Annotated in this window: 12 protein-coding genes, 4 tRNA genes and 1 riboswitch; of the genes, 6 read left to right on the top strand and 10 right to left on the bottom strand. The window is 71.6% G+C overall.

Annotation, left to right across the window (positions count from 1 at the left end; genetic code table 11):
* Nucleotides 1-11 precede the first annotated feature (11 nt).
* Nucleotides 12-1,550, top strand: coding sequence for a PrsW family intramembrane metalloprotease (locus AB0L33_RS00060; protein ID WP_365676822.1), 1,539 nt, complete (start codon nt 12-14; stop codon nt 1,548-1,550).
* Nucleotides 1,551-1,553: 3 nt separating this feature from the next.
* Here AB0L33_RS00060 and AB0L33_RS00065 read toward each other — a convergent pair whose 3' ends face one another.
* From AB0L33_RS00065 to AB0L33_RS00080, 4 genes are all read right to left on the bottom strand, one after another.
* Nucleotides 1,554-2,498 carry an aldo/keto reductase gene (locus AB0L33_RS00065; protein WP_365676823.1) on the bottom strand — a complete coding sequence of 315 codons (945 nt, stop codon included), beginning with the start codon at nt 2,496-2,498 and terminating at the stop codon, nt 1,554-1,556.
* Nucleotides 2,499-2,679: 181 nt separating this feature from the next.
* Entirely contained in the window at nt 2,680-3,819 is a 1,140-nt protein-coding gene (locus AB0L33_RS00070) for a M23 family metallopeptidase (RefSeq protein WP_365676824.1), read from the bottom strand.
* An 11-nt stretch (nt 3,820-3,830) separates the two neighbouring features.
* Nucleotides 3,831-3,983, bottom strand: a riboswitch (cyclic di-AMP (ydaO/yuaA leader).
* 209 nt (nt 3,984-4,192) lie between these two features.
* Nucleotides 4,193-5,278 carry a PP2C family protein-serine/threonine phosphatase gene (locus tag AB0L33_RS00075; protein WP_365677365.1) on the bottom strand — a complete coding sequence of 362 codons (1,086 nt, stop codon included), beginning with the start codon at nt 5,276-5,278 and terminating at the stop codon, nt 4,193-4,195.
* Nucleotides 5,279-5,522: 244 nt separating this feature from the next.
* Nucleotides 5,523-5,596: transfer RNA gene (locus AB0L33_RS00080), tRNA-Met, on the bottom strand.
* 273 nt (nt 5,597-5,869) lie between these two features.
* Between AB0L33_RS00080 and AB0L33_RS00085 the strand changes: the two genes are divergently transcribed.
* Together AB0L33_RS00085 and AB0L33_RS00090 are read left to right on the top strand one after the other, a co-directional pair.
* Nucleotides 5,870-6,175, top strand: coding sequence for a hypothetical protein (locus tag AB0L33_RS00085; protein WP_365676825.1), 306 nt, complete (start codon nt 5,870-5,872; stop codon nt 6,173-6,175).
* Nucleotides 6,176-6,288: 113 nt separating this feature from the next.
* Entirely contained in the window at nt 6,289-6,696 is a 408-nt protein-coding gene (locus tag AB0L33_RS00090; RefSeq protein WP_365676826.1) for an SHOCT domain-containing protein, read from the top strand.
* Between the two features lie 59 nt (nt 6,697-6,755).
* On the opposite strand, the gene AB0L33_RS00095 is transcribed toward AB0L33_RS00090, so the two are convergent.
* The 6 genes from AB0L33_RS00095 to AB0L33_RS00120 form a co-directional block, all read right to left on the bottom strand.
* A tRNA-Lys gene (locus AB0L33_RS00095) sits at nt 6,756-6,829 on the bottom strand.
* A gap of 96 nt (nt 6,830-6,925) precedes the next feature.
* Nucleotides 6,926-9,052: an FG-GAP-like repeat-containing protein gene (locus AB0L33_RS00100; RefSeq protein ID WP_365677366.1), complete on the bottom strand. Its 2,127-nt coding sequence runs from the start codon at nt 9,050-9,052 to the stop codon at nt 6,926-6,928.
* Between the two features lie 47 nt (nt 9,053-9,099).
* A complete protein-coding gene (locus AB0L33_RS00105; protein ID WP_365676827.1) occupies nt 9,100-12,120 on the bottom strand; it encodes an FG-GAP-like repeat-containing protein in 3,021 nt (1,006 codons plus the stop codon).
* Between the two features lie 259 nt (nt 12,121-12,379).
* The gene (locus AB0L33_RS00110) at nt 12,380-14,434 is read right to left on the bottom strand and encodes a DEAD/DEAH box helicase (RefSeq protein WP_365677368.1); all 2,055 of its coding nucleotides are present in this window, start codon (nt 14,432-14,434) and stop codon (nt 12,380-12,382) included.
* 241 nt (nt 14,435-14,675) lie between these two features.
* A complete protein-coding gene (locus AB0L33_RS00115; protein ID WP_365676828.1) occupies nt 14,676-15,266 on the bottom strand; it encodes a hypothetical protein in 591 nt (196 codons plus the stop codon).
* Nucleotides 15,267-15,401: 135 nt separating this feature from the next.
* Nucleotides 15,402-15,752: a metallopeptidase family protein gene (locus tag AB0L33_RS00120; RefSeq protein WP_018101725.1), complete on the bottom strand. Its 351-nt coding sequence runs from the start codon at nt 15,750-15,752 to the stop codon at nt 15,402-15,404.
* Nucleotides 15,753-15,837: 85 nt separating this feature from the next.
* Here AB0L33_RS00120 and AB0L33_RS00125 point away from each other — a divergent pair, with 85 nt between their 5' ends.
* The 3 genes from AB0L33_RS00125 (at nt 15,838) to AB0L33_RS00135 (ending at nt 17,621) form a co-directional block, all read left to right on the top strand.
* Complete coding sequence (locus tag AB0L33_RS00125) at nt 15,838-17,355, top strand: metallophosphoesterase (protein ID WP_365676829.1); 1,518 nt, start codon at nt 15,838-15,840, stop codon at nt 17,353-17,355.
* An 80-nt stretch (nt 17,356-17,435) separates the two neighbouring features.
* Nucleotides 17,436-17,508: transfer RNA gene (locus AB0L33_RS00130), tRNA-Glu, on the top strand.
* 38 nt (nt 17,509-17,546) lie between these two features.
* A tRNA-Asp gene (locus AB0L33_RS00135) sits at nt 17,547-17,621 on the top strand.
* Nucleotides 17,622-17,638: the final 17 nt, after the last annotated feature.

The raw sequence follows: 17,638 nt of genomic DNA on the forward strand, positions 1-17,638 counted from the left end.
AGGGTCGAGGGGTGTCCGACGGGTCTGTTCAGCGACAACGGCGGGATCAGCCGGTCGTCCCGGTGCTCCAGGAGCAGCGGGTCGGCGAGATCCTGGCCGCCGTGCCGACGCGGGGCCAGTGGCGATACCGGCCGCGCCGCGTCGGCCTGCTCTGGCGGAACCGGACGTTCCAAGTCATCGCCGTCTTCACGCTGCTGGCGCTCTGCGGCGTGGTGATCCTCGCCCTGGTCCGCGATCAGACCGGCACCGAGGGATTCCTCGTCGGCCTGGGCCTGGCCGTCCTGCCGGTCCCGGTGCTGATGACGGCCTTCCGCTGGCTGGACCGGGTCGAGCCGGCCCCGTGGCGGAATCTGCTGTTCGCCTTCGCCTGGGGCGCGTGCGCGGCGGCCCTGGTCGCCATCCTCGCCAACTCGTTCGCGACCCGGTGGATAGCCGACAGCGATCCGGGGAACGCCGACACCCTCGGCGCCACGGTGATCGCACCGGTGGTCGAGGAGAGTGCCAAGGCGGCGGCCGTCCTGCTGCTCTTCCTCTTCCGCCGACGGGAGTTCACCGGGATCGTGGACGGCGTCGTCGCCGCGGGCTTCACCGCGACGGGGTTCGCCTTCACCGAGAACATCCTGTATCTGGGCAACGCCTTCGGTGAGGACCAGCAGCTCGACTCCGGCTTCGCGTCGGTGACCGTGGTGACGTTCCTGGTCCGGGCCGTCATGACCCCCTTCGCCCACCCGCTCTTCACCGTCCTGACCGGCATGGGTCTCGGGATCGCCGCGAGCAGCGCCCCCGGCCGGAAGGTGCGGCGCATCGCCGTCCCGCTGCTCGGCCTGGTCCTCGCGATGGGCATGCACGCCCTGTGGAACGGCTCGGCGACCTTCGGCCGGTACGGCTTCTACATCGTGTACGGGGCGTTCATGGTCCCGGTCTTCGGCCTGGTGACCTGGCAGGTGGTCCGGGCCCGCCGCAAGGAGCTGCGCTCCCTGGCCGTCGAGCTCCCCGCGTACGCCGAGGCCGGCTGGCTCACCCCGGACGAGCCCCGCGCCCTCGCCTCGATGCGGGCCCGCGCCCTGGCCAGGAACGCGGCACGCCGACGGTACGCGGCGAGCGCCACCGGTCATCCGTATCACCCGGACTACGCGAGGGTCCGCGCCAAGGAGGCGAAGGAGCGCGGCCGGGCGGCGGCGCGCGCGGTCGCCGAGTACGAGGCGTTCGCGACGTCCCTCGCCTCCCTGCGCCGGCAGGCCGGACTGGGCAGGGCCGATCCGGACTTCGCCGCACGCGAGCTGGAGTTGCTGCACCACCTGTGGCAGCGCCGTGAGATCGCGGGCCCCGCCCTCGCGTACGCGGCCCGCGCCACCCACCGCCGGCCACCCGGCTACACGGCCGCCTGGCCGCCCCACCCGCCGCACCTGGGCGGGCCCGCGCCGTACGCCTACCGCAGCCCGGCCCCGTACGGCAGCCCGAATCCGTACGGCGGCAGCCCGTCCCCGTACGGCGCCGGCCCGAATCCGTACGGCGGCGGGCCATCGCCGTACGGCGGGCCTTCGGTTTGATCCCTACGCCGACGCGGCCGTCAGCGTCGCCAGCTCCTCGTCCGTCAGCTGGAGTCCGGCCACCGCCAGCAGGGCGGGGAGCTGGCCGACCGTGCGGGCGGAGGCGATCGGCGCGGCGACCGTCGGGCGGGACGCGAGCCAGGCCAGGGCCACCGTCGCGATCTCGGCGCCCCGGTCCCGCGCCACCGCGTCGAGCGCGGCGAGCACCCGCTGTCCGCGCTCCGACTCCAGGTGACCGGCCGCGCTCCCGGCGCGGGCGCTGTCCACGGTCGTGCCCGGGCGGTACTTGCCGGTGAGGAAGCCCGAGGCCAGCGCGTAGTACGGGACGGCCGCGAGCCCGGCTTCGGCGGCGGTGTCCTGGAGCTCGCCCTCGTAGGTGTCCCGGGAGACGAGGTTGTAGTGCGGCTGGAGCGCCACGTAGCGGGCCAGGCCCTCACGTTCGGAGAACGCGAGGGAGGCGCGCAGCCGCTCGGCGCTGATGTTGGAGGCGGCGATCTCGCGGACCTTGCCCTCCTTCACCAGCTCGTCGAGGGCGGTGATGATCTCCTCGACCGGGACGGTCTCGTCGTCGAAGTGCGTGTAGTACAGGTCGATGTGGTCCGTGCCCAGCCGGCGCAGCGACTCCTCGGCGGCCGACTTGATCGTGGGCGCCGAAAGGCCCTTGTAGCCGGGGAGCGCACCGACCTTGGTGGCCACCACGACGTCGGACCGGTTGCCGCGCGACGCGAGCCACTTGCCGATGACCGTCTCCGACTCGCCGCCCTCGTTGCCGGGCACCCAGTGCGAGTAGGCGTCCGCGGTGTCGACGAAGTTGCCGCCGGCCGCCGCGTACGCGTCGAGGACGGCGAAGGACTGGTCCTCGTCCGCGGTCCAGCCGAAGACGTTGCCGCCGAGGCAGAGCGGGAAGACCTGGAGGCTCGACGAGCCGAGCTTGCGCAGTGAAGTCATGGGGGGAACAACGGCTTCCGGCCCGCCCGCTATTCCGTGCCGCATACATCCGGCGGGCGGCGGCCACGCAGACCGGCAGCCCTGACGTCGGGGGGTGTGCGTCAGGGCTGCCGGGGTTCGGAAGGCCGCGGACCGGGTACGGCGAAGGCCGCCCCGGGACCGCGGGAAGTCCTGCGGAGGCTCAGACCGTCAGACCGCGGGCGCGCAGCCAGGCCATCGGGTCGATGCCGGTGCCGTCCGGGGTGTGGACCTCCAGGTGGAGGTGCGGGCCGGTCACGTTGCCGGTCGCGCCGACGCGGCCGATGGTGTCGCCGGTGGTGACCTTCTGGCCGACCGTGACGCCGATCGAGGACTGGTGGCAGAACCACAGCTCGGTGCCGTCCTCCAGCTCCAGCACCGTGCGGTAGCCGTAGGCGCCGGACCAGCCGGCCGACTTGATGGTGCCGGTGTGGATGGCCTTGATCGGGGTACCGGTCGGGGCCGCGAAGTCGAGGCCCGTGTGGTAGCCGGAGGACCACATCGAGCCGGCCTCGCCGAACGTCGAGGTGATCGTGTACGAGGAGGTGGGGATGGCGTAGCTGGCGGCGAGCTTGGCCAGGCGCAGGGCCTCGGCCTTCCTCTTCGCCTCCTCCTCCGCCTTCTTCTTCTCGGCGGCGGCCTTGGCCTCGGCCTCGTCCTGCTGCTTCTTCGCCTCGGCGGCCGCCTTCTCGGCAGCGGCCTTCTCCTCGGCGGCCTTCGCCTCGGCGTCGGCGGCGTCCTGCTGCTGCTCGGCCTGCTGGAGGATGCGGGCACGCAGCGCCTCACCGGCGTCTGTGGTGCCCTGCTCGGCCTCGGCGGTGGTGATGCCGGCGGTGGTCAGCGGGGCGGCGGCCGTGGCGGCGACGGGGGTTTCGGCCTTGGTCTCGCCGGAGAACAACGCACCCACGCCGGGAAGGGACTTGGCGTCGGGGAGATTGTCCGCGATGGAATCGGGAAGAGAGATGGAGACCGGCGGTTTGCTCTGCGCGGTGGCCATGCCGCCCGCGCCGACGGCCGCGATGACACCGACGCCGAGGACGGTGGAGCTACGGGCCAGACCACTGCGCTGCTTGGCGACACGGTGCTTGCCGCGGACGGGACGGACGGACTCCTCGGTGGGGTTCCATTCCTCCCAGGTCCGCTCGGAGTCGGCGTCGTCGGCACGGAAGCCGTTGCCCCGATCGATCGCGTAGTCGCTTCCCTGCGCCGGGACGTACGCGGTGCCGGGGCCGGAGGCGTAGTCGGCGCCGCACTCGGGCACGAACCGGGAAGGTGATTCGGGGGCAGGCTTGTTGGACGCCACGCGGGCGCACTCCTTTCCTTCCTTCTCGCCTACCGGGTTAGCTGACGGGTTCGGAGCAGGAAGGTCTCCTACGGGTCCTCCGCCTCTTGTGAAGACGAAGACGCCCGATTCACCCCATGTAGGTGGTTCCCCGGTTCCCTTGCGGGATTCGGCGCACGCGCGCGGCGCCGTCCTGACGACGGCTGGGACAACCGCGCTGCGTTATCGAACGTTAATAGACAGACGGGTCCGATTCCAAGCTGTTCCCACTGATCGTTCACGTACTCGGCCTGGACTTACGGGACACAACCGGGGGGAATCGGGCGAGTTGATCGGCGTTCAGCCACTAAGCGTTTTCTGACGTTGCGTCAAATGTTATGCGGAGCGGCGCCCCTCAGTCACGCAGCGTGCCGTCCCGCTTGACGATCTTCACCGTCCTGCGCAGGTCGGGCTGCCCCTTCGCCGGCCGCGCCACCGCGAGCAGGGCCATGTCGTCGGTCGACTCGCCCCCCGTGTGCAGCCGTACGTCGTCGGTCAGCGCGGACAGGAGCTCCTCCGGGCCCGGGAAGAGCCGCCCGCGCAGCCGCTCCGCCGGGTCGTAGAAGACCCCGTCGGCGTCCCGGGCCTCCGACAGGCCGTCCGTGTAGAACAACAGCGTCCCGCCGGCCGGCAGGTCCCACTCGTCCGTGCGGTCCGGCCCCACTCCCAGGTCCATGCCCAGCGGCAGCGCGGGCTCCGAGGGCGTCAGCGCCTCCACCGCCCCGTCCCCATACAGCAGCAACGGGTCCGGGTGGCCGCGGTTCACCAGCCGTACGCGCTCCGCGCCCGGCGTGACCTCCGCGAACACGGCGGTCACGAACCCCTCGAACGCGTCCAGGTTGCTCCGCCGCGCCGACTCACGCGCCAGCGCGTGCTCCAGCCGCCGCGCCACGCCCTCCAGCGACTCCTCCTGCTCCGCCGCCTCCCGGAACGCCCCGATCACCACCGCCACCGCGCCGACCGCCTCCAGCCCCTTCCCGCGCACGTCCCCCAGCACGAGCCGTACGCCGTACGGAGTGTCGGCGGCCGCGAAGAGGTCGCCCCCGACGAACTCGTCCGCCTGCGCCGCCTCGTACCGCGCGGCCACCTGGAGCCCGGCGATCCGGTCGGGCGGTTCGGGGACCACGGCGCGCATGGCCGTCTCGGCGATGATCCGGGCGGACGCCAGCTGCTCGTTCCCGCGCCGTACGACCTGGTTGATCACCGCGGCCTGACAGCCGACCGTGAGCACGGTGAGCATCTCGATCAGCGGGACCGTGCCCGGCAGGTCCCCGGTGTAGAGCCGCATCGCGGCGATCGCGACGACCCCGGCGAGCCCGATCCGGAGGGTGGCGCCGAGGCCGAAGAACGGCGCGGCGATCAGCGGCGCGGCCGCGAACATCGGAACGGCCGTGAACGCGGGCGGGGTGAAGTAGTCGAAGAGCGCTCCCCCGACGATCATCGCGGCGGGCAGCACCCGGACGAAGCGACGGCTCCCCGTGCCGCCGCGCCCTCGCCACCGTCGCGCCCACTTCCCCACCTGCGGTCTCCTGCCCGGTGCGGCCGCGGCCGGTACCGCGCACCTCCCCCAGCCTCGCGCCCGCCCGGCCACCCGGCGAATCCTCGGCCTCCGATGGGGCGAAACGCGGGCGCCGACAACGCATCAGGCCCGGCACGCTGCTTGCGTGCCGGGCCTGATCCTTCAGTAGCGGGGACAGGATTTGAACCTGCGACCTCTGGGTTATGAGCCCAGCGAGCTACCGAGCTGCTCCACCCCGCGTCGGTGAACCCAACTCTACGGCATGCCCGGCGCTCTCATGACCACCCGCCCCGCGCGCACCGCCCGCCCGGACCGCGGCCGCCCTTGATCAAAACGTCAAAGTGCCGAATTCGAGAAGGTGTTGCGAAGAACATGTGTTCTGTCGCAAGGTATCTGCTGCACCCCCCGGCTCGGTGGGCTGCCCGTGTGAGCAGGCCCCCGACCGCGCATGCCGGCGCGCGCGGAGAGCCGCTCCCGGTCTCTGATCGCAGCCTGTCTGGAGGGCTTTCGACCATGGCCGCACCGCTCGCCTCCGATCACACCCCCGCCCCCTCGGCCGCCTCGACGTCACCCGTACGCGCCGCCGCCACGGGCGGACTCATCGGCGGCGTGATGGGCGCGGTGATGAGCGCGGTGGTGAACTACCTGGCGATCGGGCTTCCCGGCAGCGCGGCGGCCAACGCGGCCAACCACGCGATATCGGGCCTGATCAGCGGGTTCCTCGCCGGTTTCATCGGCATCATGGCCCACAGCAGGAAGACGGCCGCCGCCGTCACCGCCGACAGCGCTCCGGCCGCCGCCTCCGAGCCGGAGAAGTAGTCCCCGCACCTCACAGCGCACCCTCCTGGCCGCCGCTCCAACGGGCGCACGGACCCATATGGCGATATGACTGATTTCAGACTCAGCCATTTCGACGGCTCCGGGAGTGGACGATGGACGACTATCCCCTGCTCAACCTGTTCTGGACGATGCTCTGGTTCTTCCTCTGGATCATGTGGCTCTTCCTCCTCTTCCGGGTCATCATGGACATCTTCCGCAGCGATGACCTGGGCGGCTGGGCCAAGGCCGGCTGGCTGATCCTGGCGCTGGTGCTGCCCTACCTGGGCGTGCTGATCTACGTGATCGCCCGCGGCAAGTCCATGGGCAAGCGCGACGTCCAGGAGGCGAAGGAGCGCGACGCGGCCTTCAAGGCGTACATCAGGGACGCGGCGGGTACGGAGGGCGGCGGCCACAGGAGCGGCGGTCACGTCGACGACCTGTCGAAGCTCGCCGACCTCAAGGACAAGGGCGCGATCACCGAGGACGAGTACCAGCGGGCGAAGTCGAAGCTCCTGGTCTGACACGCCCCGGCACACGACAGGGCCCCGGGTCGCGCAGGCGCTGACCCGGGGCCACGAGGTAGGCCGTGTGGGACTCGAACCCACAACCAACGGATTAAAAGTCCGCTGCTCTGACCAATTGAGCTAACGGCCCTCGCACATCACCCCCGAGCATAGCCCGCCCCGGCCGCGCAGCCGATCGGGTATCGGCCGCGCGGCCCCGTCATCGGAGCGGGGCGGGCTCAGGGGCTCAGAAGATTCCCTTGTACGTCTGCCAGCCGGTGGCGATCTGCGTACGCGCTCCGAAGGAGCCCTTGCCGTTGCCGTTGTTGCGGAACAGCTTGCCCGCCGAGTCGCGTACGACCATGTCGTTCCGGCCGTCGCCGTTCAGGTCGCCGACGCCGACCATGGTGTTGTACGAGCGGCCCCAGTCGGTGAACACCTTGACGCGCGGGGCGAAGCGGCCGTTGCCCAGGCCGTTGTAGCGCCACAGGCCGCCGTTGCGGTCGTGGCCGAGCAGGTCGGGGATACCGTCGCCGGTGATGTCGCCGACGCCGGTGATCTGGGCGTACGTCCGCCAGTCGGTGTTGATCCGGGTCTTCGGGAGGAACTTCCCGGCCGCCGTGCCCGCGTAGAAGTAGATGTCGCCGGTGGACTTCTGACGGGCGACGAGGTCGGCCAGGCCGTCGCCGTTCAGGTCGCCGGGCGACGTCAGCACGTCGTACTGCTGCCAGCCGCCGCCGATCACGGTGTGCTTGCTGGTCGGCCGGTAGCCGGAGGTGCCGCAGCTGCCGTCGTACCGGCGCAGTTCCCCGCCGGGCATCCGGACCAGCAGCTCGGAGCAGCGGTCGCCGCTGGTGTCCGCGAAGGGCACGGCGACGGTGCCGGCCGGCCAGCCGGTCCCGGACTTCTTACCGCTGAAGACACCCGAGGTCTGGCCGAACTGCATGGTCAGGTCCCCGTAGGAGTTGAGCGTGACGAGGTCGCCGCTGCTGTCCCGGCCCTGGTCGTGGAAGCCCTGCCGGCCGCCGGACACGGACACGCTTCCGCTGGTGGAGTACGTCCCCAAGCCGTCCTCGGCCGTCGCCTTCAGCGTCCAGGTGTGCTTGCCGTTGCCCGCGTACGCGCCCGCGTCCGTCCTGCCGTCCCAGGTGACGTCCGCCTCGGTCCCGTCAGCACCCTTGAGGGTCCGCACCGTACGGCCCGTCCAGTCCTTGACGGTGTACGTCCAGGAGACGGGCTTGTTGAACTGCATGGTGCTGTTCCAGCTCTCCAGCCCGTCCACGCCCTTGACGTCCAGGTAGTCCGAACCCAGGTCGGACGCGATCCTCGCGAGAGGCTGCGCGGGCACCCCGCTGGGCACGATGTGTACGGTCTGCGCGGCGTCGAGATACACGATGTCGCCACCGAACTTGTCCACCGCCCAGGTCAGCCGCCGCTGGTCGGCGGTCTTCCCGGCCGGGAGGTCCGCAATCGCGCGCGGAGCGGCCGCCTTGCCCGTGTGGAAGTCGGTGAGCAGCAGCTTGCCCGCCGTCCGGTCGTGCCGGACGAGGTAGCCGTCGCCGACGAGGGCGGGCCCGGACGGCACGGTGAACGACTTCTTCGCCGTACGGTCGTACACGCCGGCCGCACCGCTCGTCCCGCAGTTCCAGTAGACCCAGCGGCCGACCGTGCGCACTTCCTTGATCACGCAGGGAGCGCCGGTGGCCACCGTCAGGACGACCTTCTTCGTCTTCAGGTCGGTCCCGGAGAGCGTCCCGGTGGTGGTCGCCGCCCAGAGCGTGGTGCCCCAGACGGAGGCGGCGCTCGGGGTGCGGACGATGGGGTCCGCGGTCGAGGTGTAGCTCGGGTACATTCCCGCCCGCTGCTTGGCGGGCGAGCCACCGTTGACGACGTAGGCGCGCCCGGTCAGGTCCACGACCTCGGCCGTACCCAGGGGGTACTTGACGTCACCGCCGTGGTACGAGTTCCCGGGAGCCCAGAACTTCACCGTCTCGGTCCCGGCGGTGTCGCCGTCGACGGACACCGAGCCGACGTCGCCGTGGCCCGAGGCGACCAGCTCGACGCACTCGCCGTTGTCGCACGGCACCGTCCTGAGGTGCGCGCCGTTGGCGTACGTCCCGGCGAAGGCAAGGCTCTCGCGCGCCCCCACGGCCGTGGCGTCGGCGGACACCCGGCGGTCGTACACCATGCGGTCGCCGGAGGCGCTCCGCTCCGCCGTCACCAGCCGCCCGCCCGCGAAGTCGAGGCCGTACACCCCGGTCGTCGCCACGGTGGCCGGGGCGGGGTCGGCGGCACTCGCCGGTACGGCGGCCGTGGCGAGCACGGTCGCTCCGGCCATGGCGCCCACGAGCGCGGCGCGCCCGCGTATGAACACGGTCAAGAGAAGTTCCTTTCCGGGAAGCCCGGAGGTCGAGCGAATGATCAGAAGAGATTTTTGTACATCTGCCAGCTGCCGCCGACCTTGGTACGCGCCGCCAGCGCGCCCTTGCCGTCGCCGCGGTAGCTCCACAGCACGCCGGACGTGTCGCGGGCCAGCAGGTCCGCGCGGCCGTCGCCGTTCAGGTCGCCGGAGCCGACCATCGTGTCGTACATGGTCCAGCCGTACCCGATCTTGGTGCGGGTCCCGAAAGTGCCCTTGCCGGTGGCCGGGTAGCGCCACACGTTGCCCGAGCGGTCGCGGGCCACCAGGTCGCCCTTGCCGTCGCCGTCCATGTCGCCCATGCCGGCCAGGAGGTACCCCTGCCAGCCGTAGCCGATCTTCACCCGGGGCTCGAACAGGCCGTTGCCCTTGCTCTTGTAGAAGTACAGATCGCCCGTGGGCGTCCGGCCGAGCAGATCGGCGCGCCCGTCGCCCGACATGTCGCCGGGTGAGGTCAGGGCGTCGAACATGTTCCAGCCGGTGCCGATCTTCAGGTACGGCGTGGTGGGCTTGAGTGCGGCCCCGCAGCCCGGCTTGTACGCGCGCAGCTCGCCCGCCTTCGTACGGACCAGAACGTCGTTGCACCGGTCGCCGCTGATGTCCTCGAACGGCACGGCGGCGGTCACCGTGTTGTCCCCGGTCCAGCCGGTGCCCGACACCTTGTCCTCGACCCGCCCGGCCCCGGTCCCGGTACCGGCGCGCCAGTCGGCCTGCCCCGCCGAGGTGAACGCGAGCAGGTCCCCGAACCCGTCGTTGCCGACGAAGTCCCGTGCCACGGCTGCCGCTCCGGAGACCTTCACCGTCCCGGAAGCGGTCAGGGCGGCACCCATGCCGTCGGCGGGCTTCGCCGTCAGCGTCCAGCTGTACGCGCCATTGGCCGCGAACCGGCCAACCGCGTCCTTGCCGTCCCACCCGGTCTTCACCAGGCCCCGCACCTCACCACCGGCCAGCGTGCGGACCATGGCCCCCGTCGCGGCGTTCCGCAGCGTCAGCTGCCAGGACGACGCGGGCTTCGACAGCCACCAGCGGGGTGACCAGGGCGCGCTCGCGACGTTCACCGATGCCGCGGCGTCGAAGTCGCGGACGGACAGTGCGGAGGCCGGCACACCGGACGGGACCACGTGCACCCTGCCGTCCGTGTCGGCGAAGGCGAGCGGGCCGCCGAACCGGTCGACGGTCCACCCCTCGCCCTGCGCGGGATTGGCCGGCCGGCCGACGACGTGGGTGCCCGTCGTGCCCCGCACATCGGTGACGGAGAGGACCCCGTCCTTCTCCCATCCGACGTAGCCGTCACCGAGCATCGCGTCCCCGTGGGCGGGGAGGCGGACCGACTTCTTCGTGACGGTGCCGTAGACGCCGGAGGTGCCGGTCGCGCACTCCCAGTAGAGGTCGGTGCCGTTGGCGCGAAGATCCGTGAGGTCGCAGTCGCCGACGTCGACGCTGCGGACGTTCTTTCCGGTGCGTACGTCGAGCGCTTGGACGACGCCCGGTGAGGCACCCTCCACCCACAGCGTGGATCCGTCGATCGCGAACGCCGGCATGTACGTGTTCTGGGCGGGGCCCGTGTAGACCGGCTTCCCGGTGTCCAGGTCGATGACCTGCAGGCGCGGGCTGTGGTCCTCCGAAGACGGTCCGGGAATCCTTGCCACGGTGTAGCGGCCGGAAGCCTGCATCGTGTCGTGCGGCTGCTGGTACGTGGGCTGGTCGTTGACCTTCCGGGCCGGCAGGGAAGCCGACTCGTCGAGGACGCTCAGCCCCGTGCCGTTGATGCCCTGGTACGCCAGCCGGCCGTCACCGGTGGACTGGACCTCCTCGCACCAGTCCCAGTCACAGCCCGCGTACTGGTTGAACAGCCCCCGGTCCACGCGCGGACCGGCCGTCGGACCGCCGCTCAGCGAGATGTCGGTCCGGCGCAGCCGCGCCTTGCCGAACGGGATCCTGTCGACGGTGTGCAGGCGCCCCTGAGCCATGCTCATGCCTTCGACGACGGTGGCGATCGCGGCGACGTCGGCCACCTTCGCCGTGGTGACCCTGCCTTCCGCGCCCGCCCGCAGCGCGTATACGGAACTGGTCGCGTCCTGACTCCCGCTCGCCCTGCCCAGCAGCATCGTTCCGTCGGGCTCGACCACCGGGATCGCCGCGGCACGGTCGAGGACCACGCGCTCCGGGCCGCCGGTCACCGGGACCGCGAGGACGGTGTGGTCGGTCGCGGTGTCCCCGCCGGTCGCCGACAGCCGGGTGTACAGGATTTCGTCGCCGACCACGCCGAGCAGTTTCTCGTCACCCCCATCTGTGAGGGTGATCTCGTGGGCGGGCTTCGAGAGGTCCGTCAGGTCCCACACGCGGTAGGTGCCCGTGTCGCCGAACCGCTGGACCACCCGCTGTCCTCCGGGCGTCACCCAGCTGTTGGGGAGGGCCGTCGGGTGCAGTCCCGACCCGTCCAGCCGGTACACGACCCGTCGGCTGTCCACAGTCGCCTCGACGAACACGCCGTCCGCGCTGCCGTGCTCCTGGACGTACAGCGAACTGGCCCCGTCCGGCAGTCCCGCCACCGGGGTCTCCACCACCTGGCCGTTCTCCCAGGACAGCTGACGCAGTCCCGGCTTGCCCTCGGGGGTGGCGGTCGTGACGACCGTTCCGCCGTAGGTGCCGGCGTAGCGCCACCCCGAGGGAATCGGCAGAGACCACTCCTGCCCGGTCCGCATGTCCCGCTGGACGGGCGACGCCAAACCGGTGAAGGTCACGACGTCCGTGCCTGCCACTGTGGCGACCCGCTGCTTGTCCGGCACCGGGACGGCTCGCGTGGACCCGTCGGCGTACGAGGTCCAGTTGTAGCCCTCTCCTGCCTGCCCCCACAGATACCCGGTCGCCCCGGCGCCCACCAGGCGGGCCGCGTTGGGGTTCTGGTTCTGCTCCGCGGGGATGACGAGCCCGGCGGGCGGCGAAGCCTCCGCGCCGGCGGAGGGAGGCACGAACGCCGCCCCGATCCCCAGCGCCGCGATCATCGCGACAGCACTTCTCACGGCCGTACGGCGTCTCAAGACGAGCCCCTCCCGGGTGCTTCAAGAGCATGAGGAGGACGCGGCAGCATGTGCCGCGGTCTGTGCGAAGTGAAAGCCCCCCGGCCCCTACCCCCCATGCGATTCAGGTGACATTAACAGCAGCCGCGCATGCACCGGTAGCCGGATTCGGACTCGTCGAAGAACGATTCCGCGAACGAACGAAAGCGGGCCCGTCCGTGAAGGACGGGCCCGCTTCATCAGGTCGGAGACCTACGGACGATCAGCCGTTGCGCTTCCAGCGCGGCTTGTCGTCGCGGCGGCCGAAGGAGCCGGTGCTGGTACCGGTCGAACGGTGGTCGTCGCGGCGGCCGTTCGGACGGTCCGAGCGGAAGCCGCCGGAGGGACGGTCGTCACGACGGTCGCGGTTGTACGGACGGTCGCCACCGGAGCGGAAGCCGCCCGACGGACGGTCGTCACGACGGTCACGGCTGAACGACGGACGGTCGTCGCGGCGCTCGAAGGAGCGGCCGCCCCGGTCGTCCCGGCGGTCGCCGCCGGAGCGGAAGCCACCGGACGGGCGGTCGTCACGACGGTCGCGGTTGAACGGACGGTCGCCACCGGAGCGGAAGCCGCCCGACGGACGGTCGTCACGACGGTCACGGCTGAACGACGGACGGTCGTCGCGGCGGTCGTTGCCCCGGTAACCACCGGAGGGCCGGTCGTCGCGGCGGAACGGACGGTCGCCCCGGTCACCGCGGTCGTCGCGGCGGTCGTGGCCCCGGTAGCCACCGCGGTTGTCGCGGCGCTCGTAGTTACCCCGGTCGTCACGGCGGTCCTCGCGCACGGCCGGCTGCTCCGGCACGGAGGCGGCGGCGGCCGCGAGGGCGGCCTCGGCCTCGGCGGTGACCTCGGCCACGGCGGCTTCGGGGTCGTCCCCGCGCTCACGGGCGGCACGCGCCACCAGGCGGTCGGCCTCCTCGCGGAGCTCGACGGCGCGGCGCTGGGCGCGCTCCAGCTGCTTGGTCAGCTCGGCGGCCTCGCGCTCGGCCTGCTTCGCGGCGTTGTTCGCGGAGTCGGCCTGGACCTCGGTGAGCGACCGGGCGCCGGTGATCTCGGCGACCTCCGGCTCGAAGACGCCCGCGCCCTGCACGATGTGGCGCGAGGCGTCGACGCCCGCGTCCTCCATCAGACGGAAGATCTGGCGGCGCTGGTGCGGCAGCGCCAGCGAGACGACCACACCGGACTTGCCGGCACGGGCGGTACGGCCCGAGCGGTGCAGGTAGTCCTTGTGGTCACCGGCCGGGTCCACGTTCAGGACCAGGTCGATGCCGTCGACGTGGATGCCGCGCGCGGCGACGTCGGTCGCGACGAGCGCGTTGACGTAGCCCTTCTTGAAGTCCTCCAGGACCCGGGTGCGCGCGCCCTGCGTCATGCCGCCGTGCAGCGCGTCCGCCTTGACGCCCGCGTCGACGAGCTGCTCGGCGATGCGGTCGGCGCCCAGCTGGGTGCGGACGAAGATGATCGTGCGGCCCTTGCGGGCGGCGATCGCGGAGGTGACCGGCGCCTTGTCCTTCGGCTTCACGACGAGGACGTGGTGCGACATGGTCGAGACGTTGCCCTGGGCGGAGTCGACCTCGTGGGTGACCGGGTTGCTCAGGTAGCGCTTGACCAGCGTGCCGATCTCGTTCTCCATGGTGGCGGAGAAGAGCATGCGCTGGCCGCCCTCGGGGATCTGGTCCAGCAGCTCGGTGACCTCGGGCAGGAAGCCCAGGTCGGACATCTGGTCGGCCTCGTCGAGGACGGCGACCTGCACGTTCTCCAGCGAGCACGCGCCACGGTTGATGATGTCGCGCAGCCGGCCCGGGGTGGCGACGAGGATGTCGACGCCGCGCTCCAGGGCGTAGATCTGGTTGCCCATGGACGTACCGCCGCAGACGACCTTCATCTTCAGGCCGAGCACGTCGCCGTAGGGCTGGAGCGCGTCCGCGACCTGCATCGCGAGCTCACGGGTCGGGGTGAGGATGATCGCGCGGGGCTTCTTCTTCTCGGTGTACCCGTCCGCCAGCGCCGACAGGGTCGGCAGACCGAAGGAGAGCGTCTTGCCGGAGCCGGTGCGGCCGCGGCCGAGGATGTCCTTGCCGGCCAGGGCGTCCGGGATGGTCGCCGCCTGGATCGGGAAGGGCGTGGTCACACCGTTCTGCGCGAGCTTGCGGACGATGCCCTCGGGCAGGCCCAGGTCGGCGAAGGTGACGGTGGGCTCAGAAGCCTCGTCGGCCTCGGCGACGACGGCCTCGGCGGCAGCGGTGAGCTCGTCGTTCTCGACGTTCTCGGGCATGACGGTGCGGTCAGAACTGGAAATTGACATGCGAAATGCGAAACCTTCCGGAGTCTCGGCACGCGCCCATAACTCCGTGATTTCGCAATGTCGACCGCCTCAATGCGGTCCAGCCACGGCAAGGGAGAGTACGCGCCACACGGCGCTCTTCTGTGTCGGCGCCGGGCAATGGGATCAAACGATCTACCACCATACGCACTCTCACCCACATCGCGCAAGCCGCCTTCCCTCGCGCACCCCCTCAGGCCGGTTCCACCTGCGGTGACGCCGCCGGCTTACGCAGCTCCGCCACCTCGTCCGGCCACCCCAGGGCATCGGTACGGAACTGAGCGGCCGGAGACGCCGAGGGCGCCGGCGACGCGGACTCCGAGGGCTCCGGACCGGGCTCCTCCGGGTCCGGCGGCGCGGGCGTCTCCACCGGCTCCTCCGGGCCGGTCACGGGGCCGGGGCCCGGCGACGCCGGGGGCTCCTCCGGCGGCGCGGACTCCGCCGGGCCCGCCGGTACGGAGGGACGGGCGGCCCGGTCGCGGCCCTCGCTCTTCTCCGGCCCGCCCCCGGGCCCGTCCGTGGCCGGGGCGCTCCCGGAGGGCGAAGCGGAAGCGCCGGCCCCGGCGCCCCGGTGATCCGACCGCGCACCGGCGCCGCCGAACCGGGAGTGCCCGCTCCCCGTCACCGTGGAGCCGTTCGGCTCGACCGCGGCCCCCTTCGGCTCGGCGGACCGCGAGGGCGCCGGTTCCGCCCCCTCGGAGCCGACGCTCATACAGCCGGTGGACGTGGCGAGCGTGACAGCGGTGACCGCTGCCCAGCGGACGGGAACGGAGAACTGGCGCACGGGGGCACCTCCGGGGACGCGAGGAAGGACGGGGCCTGACATGAACGAGCCGGGTGCGCTGTGCCCAACTCCCGTGACCCCGCCCGGGACACGCCCGGCGGGGCCGCTCCTTCACAACGGGCCCCCACGCCCGGCTCAGCCGTAGCCGAGCGCGTGCAGCCTCTCGTCATCGATGCCGAAGTGGTGGGCGATCTCGTGCACGACGGTGATCTCCGTCTCGGCCACCACGTCCTCGCGCGTCTCGCACATCCGCAGCGTCGGACCCCGGTAGATCGTGATCCGGTCCGGCAGCACGCCCGCGTACCACTCACCGCGCTCGGTCAGGGGTGTGCCCTCGTACAGCCCGAGGAGTTCCGGGTCATCGGACTCCGGCTCGTCCTCGACGAAGACCGCGACGTTGTCCATCAGCCGGGTCAGCTCCGGCGGAATCCGGTCCAGTGCCTCTGCGACCAGTTCCTCGAACGCTTCCCGCGTCATCTCCAGCACCCGGCCATTGTCCCGTACGCCCACCCGGCCCGCCCAGGCCCCGGACCCGGGCATACCCGCACCACGACTGGGGCAGGGGCACCCAATGGTCCGCGCCCGAGTCCCCCTCCGCCGCCCGATACCCCGTCGCGCCGCCGATGGCCCGTTCGCCGCGTCCCGCCCGTTCGTCCGCGCGCTCGGCATGGTCATCGTGGTGCTGTTCGGCGCCTGGCTCGGGCTGCTCGCGGTGGGCAGCGTCCGGACGACCGTGGGGCCGATGGACACCACGATGACCCTGCGGCCCTCGCTCAGCGGCGGCACCAAGATCAACGTGTCCCCTCTCGGCGCCCTGGAGCTGGACTCGCACCACGCCCCGGTCCGCCTCGACGTCGACGTGGACCGGCTCGACCCGGTCCGCTCGCAGGCCCTGGTGCAGCACCCCGAGCGGCTGGCCGGGCTGGAGGACGAGGTCACGTCGGACGTCGCCTCGGGCACCCGCGAGTTGGCCCTGCGTTCGTGCGTGGCGGTGGTGACCGGGGCGACGGCGCTGGGCCTCGCGGTCTACCGACGGCCGCGCCGGGCCCTGGCCGCCGGGGGCCTGGCCCTCGCACTGCTGGCCGCGTCCGGGGTCGGCGCGTACGCCACCTGGAATCCGAAGTCGGTCCTGGAGCCCAGGTTCTCCGGGCTGCTCTCCAGCGCCCCTTCGGTGGTCGGCGACGCCCGCTCGATCGTCAGCGACTTCGACGTCTACCAGCAGGAGCTGGCCCGCCTGGTCACCAACGTCACCAAGCTGTACGACGCCACTTCGACGCTCCCCGTCTACAGCCCGGACCCGGCGACCCTGCGGGTCCTGCATGTCTCGGACGTCCATCTGAACCCGGCCGCGTGGCACATCATCGGCTCGCTCGTGGAGCAGTACGACATCGACGTGATCATCGACTCCGGCGACACGATGGACCACGGCACCGCCGTCGAGAACAGCTTCCTGGACCCCATCGCCGATCTCGGCGCCCCCTATGTCTGGGTGCGCGGCAACCACGACTCGGCGGTGACGCAGAAGTACCTGTCCGACAAGAAGCGCTTCCCGAACGTCCACGTCCTGGACCAGGGCCGGGCCGTGACCGTCGGGGGGCTGCGGGTCGCCGGCGTCGGGGACCCGCAGTTCACCCCGGACCGCACGGGCCCCGAGCAGGCAGGGAACGTCCAGAGCGTGGCCGGCCGCACGCTCGCCGCCGCCCTGCGCGAGCAGCAGCGGTCCGGCACCCCCGTCGACATCGCCGTCGCCCATGAGCCCGAGGCGGTGAAGGAGACGGACGGGGAGGTCCCGCTGGCGCTGGCGGGCCATGTGCACCACCGGCAGAACGAGGTTCTGCAGGGCGGCACCCGGCTGATGGTCGAGGGCTCCACGGGCGGCGGCGGGCTGCGGGCCGTCCAGAACAAGAAGCCGGAACAGGTGCTCGCTTCGGTGCTCTATCTCGACCGCTCCACCCGTCGCCTGCAGGCCTGGGACGAGATCACCCTGGGCGGCCTCGGGCTGACGACGGCCGAGGTCAGCCGCCATCTGCCGGAGCAGAAGCCCGCCCTCACGAGCCCGTCCCCGACCGGCCCGACCCCGTCCCCGTAAACCGTTTTGGCGAACGCCGCCGGCATCCCATATGCTTCTCACGTCCCCGACGCGCTACAAGGCGCGCAGGTGGGCCCTTAGCCCTCATCGTCTAGTGGCCCAGGACGCCGCCCTTTCAAGGCGGTAGCACGGGTTCGAATCCCGTTGGGGGCACGCTTGAACGTGTGCGAGACTTGTCTCGCACATTGCTTGGTCCTGTGGAGCAGTTAGGAGTGCTCGCCACCCTGTCAAGGTGGAGGCCGCGGGTTCAAATCCCGTCAGGACCGCTGAGGTTTCACGTGAA

This window comes from Streptomyces sp. NPDC052299 (assembly GCF_040679335.1).
Classification (GTDB): domain Bacteria; phylum Actinomycetota; class Actinomycetes; order Streptomycetales; family Streptomycetaceae; genus Streptomyces.

What these genes read in the sequence shown, in the direction of transcription:
- AB0L33_RS00085 (WP_365676825.1), top strand. Translation starts at nt 5,870, where the DNA reads ATGGCCGCACCGCTCGCCTCCGATCACACCCCCGCCCCCTCGGCCGCC.
- AB0L33_RS00110 (WP_365677368.1), bottom strand. Translation starts at nt 14,434, where the DNA reads ATGCCCGAGAACGTCGAGAACGACGAGCTCACCGCTGCCGCCGAGGCC.
- AB0L33_RS00125 (WP_365676829.1), top strand. Translation starts at nt 15,838, where the DNA reads ATGGTCCGCGCCCGAGTCCCCCTCCGCCGCCCGATACCCCGTCGCGCC.
- AB0L33_RS00065 (WP_365676823.1), bottom strand. Translation starts at nt 2,498, where the DNA reads ATGACTTCACTGCGCAAGCTCGGCTCGTCGAGCCTCCAGGTCTTCCCG.
- AB0L33_RS00075 (WP_365677365.1), bottom strand. Translation starts at nt 5,278, where the DNA reads ATGATCGTCGGGGGAGCGCTCTTCGACTACTTCACCCCGCCCGCGTTC.
- AB0L33_RS00090 (WP_365676826.1), top strand. Translation starts at nt 6,289, where the DNA reads ATGGACGACTATCCCCTGCTCAACCTGTTCTGGACGATGCTCTGGTTC.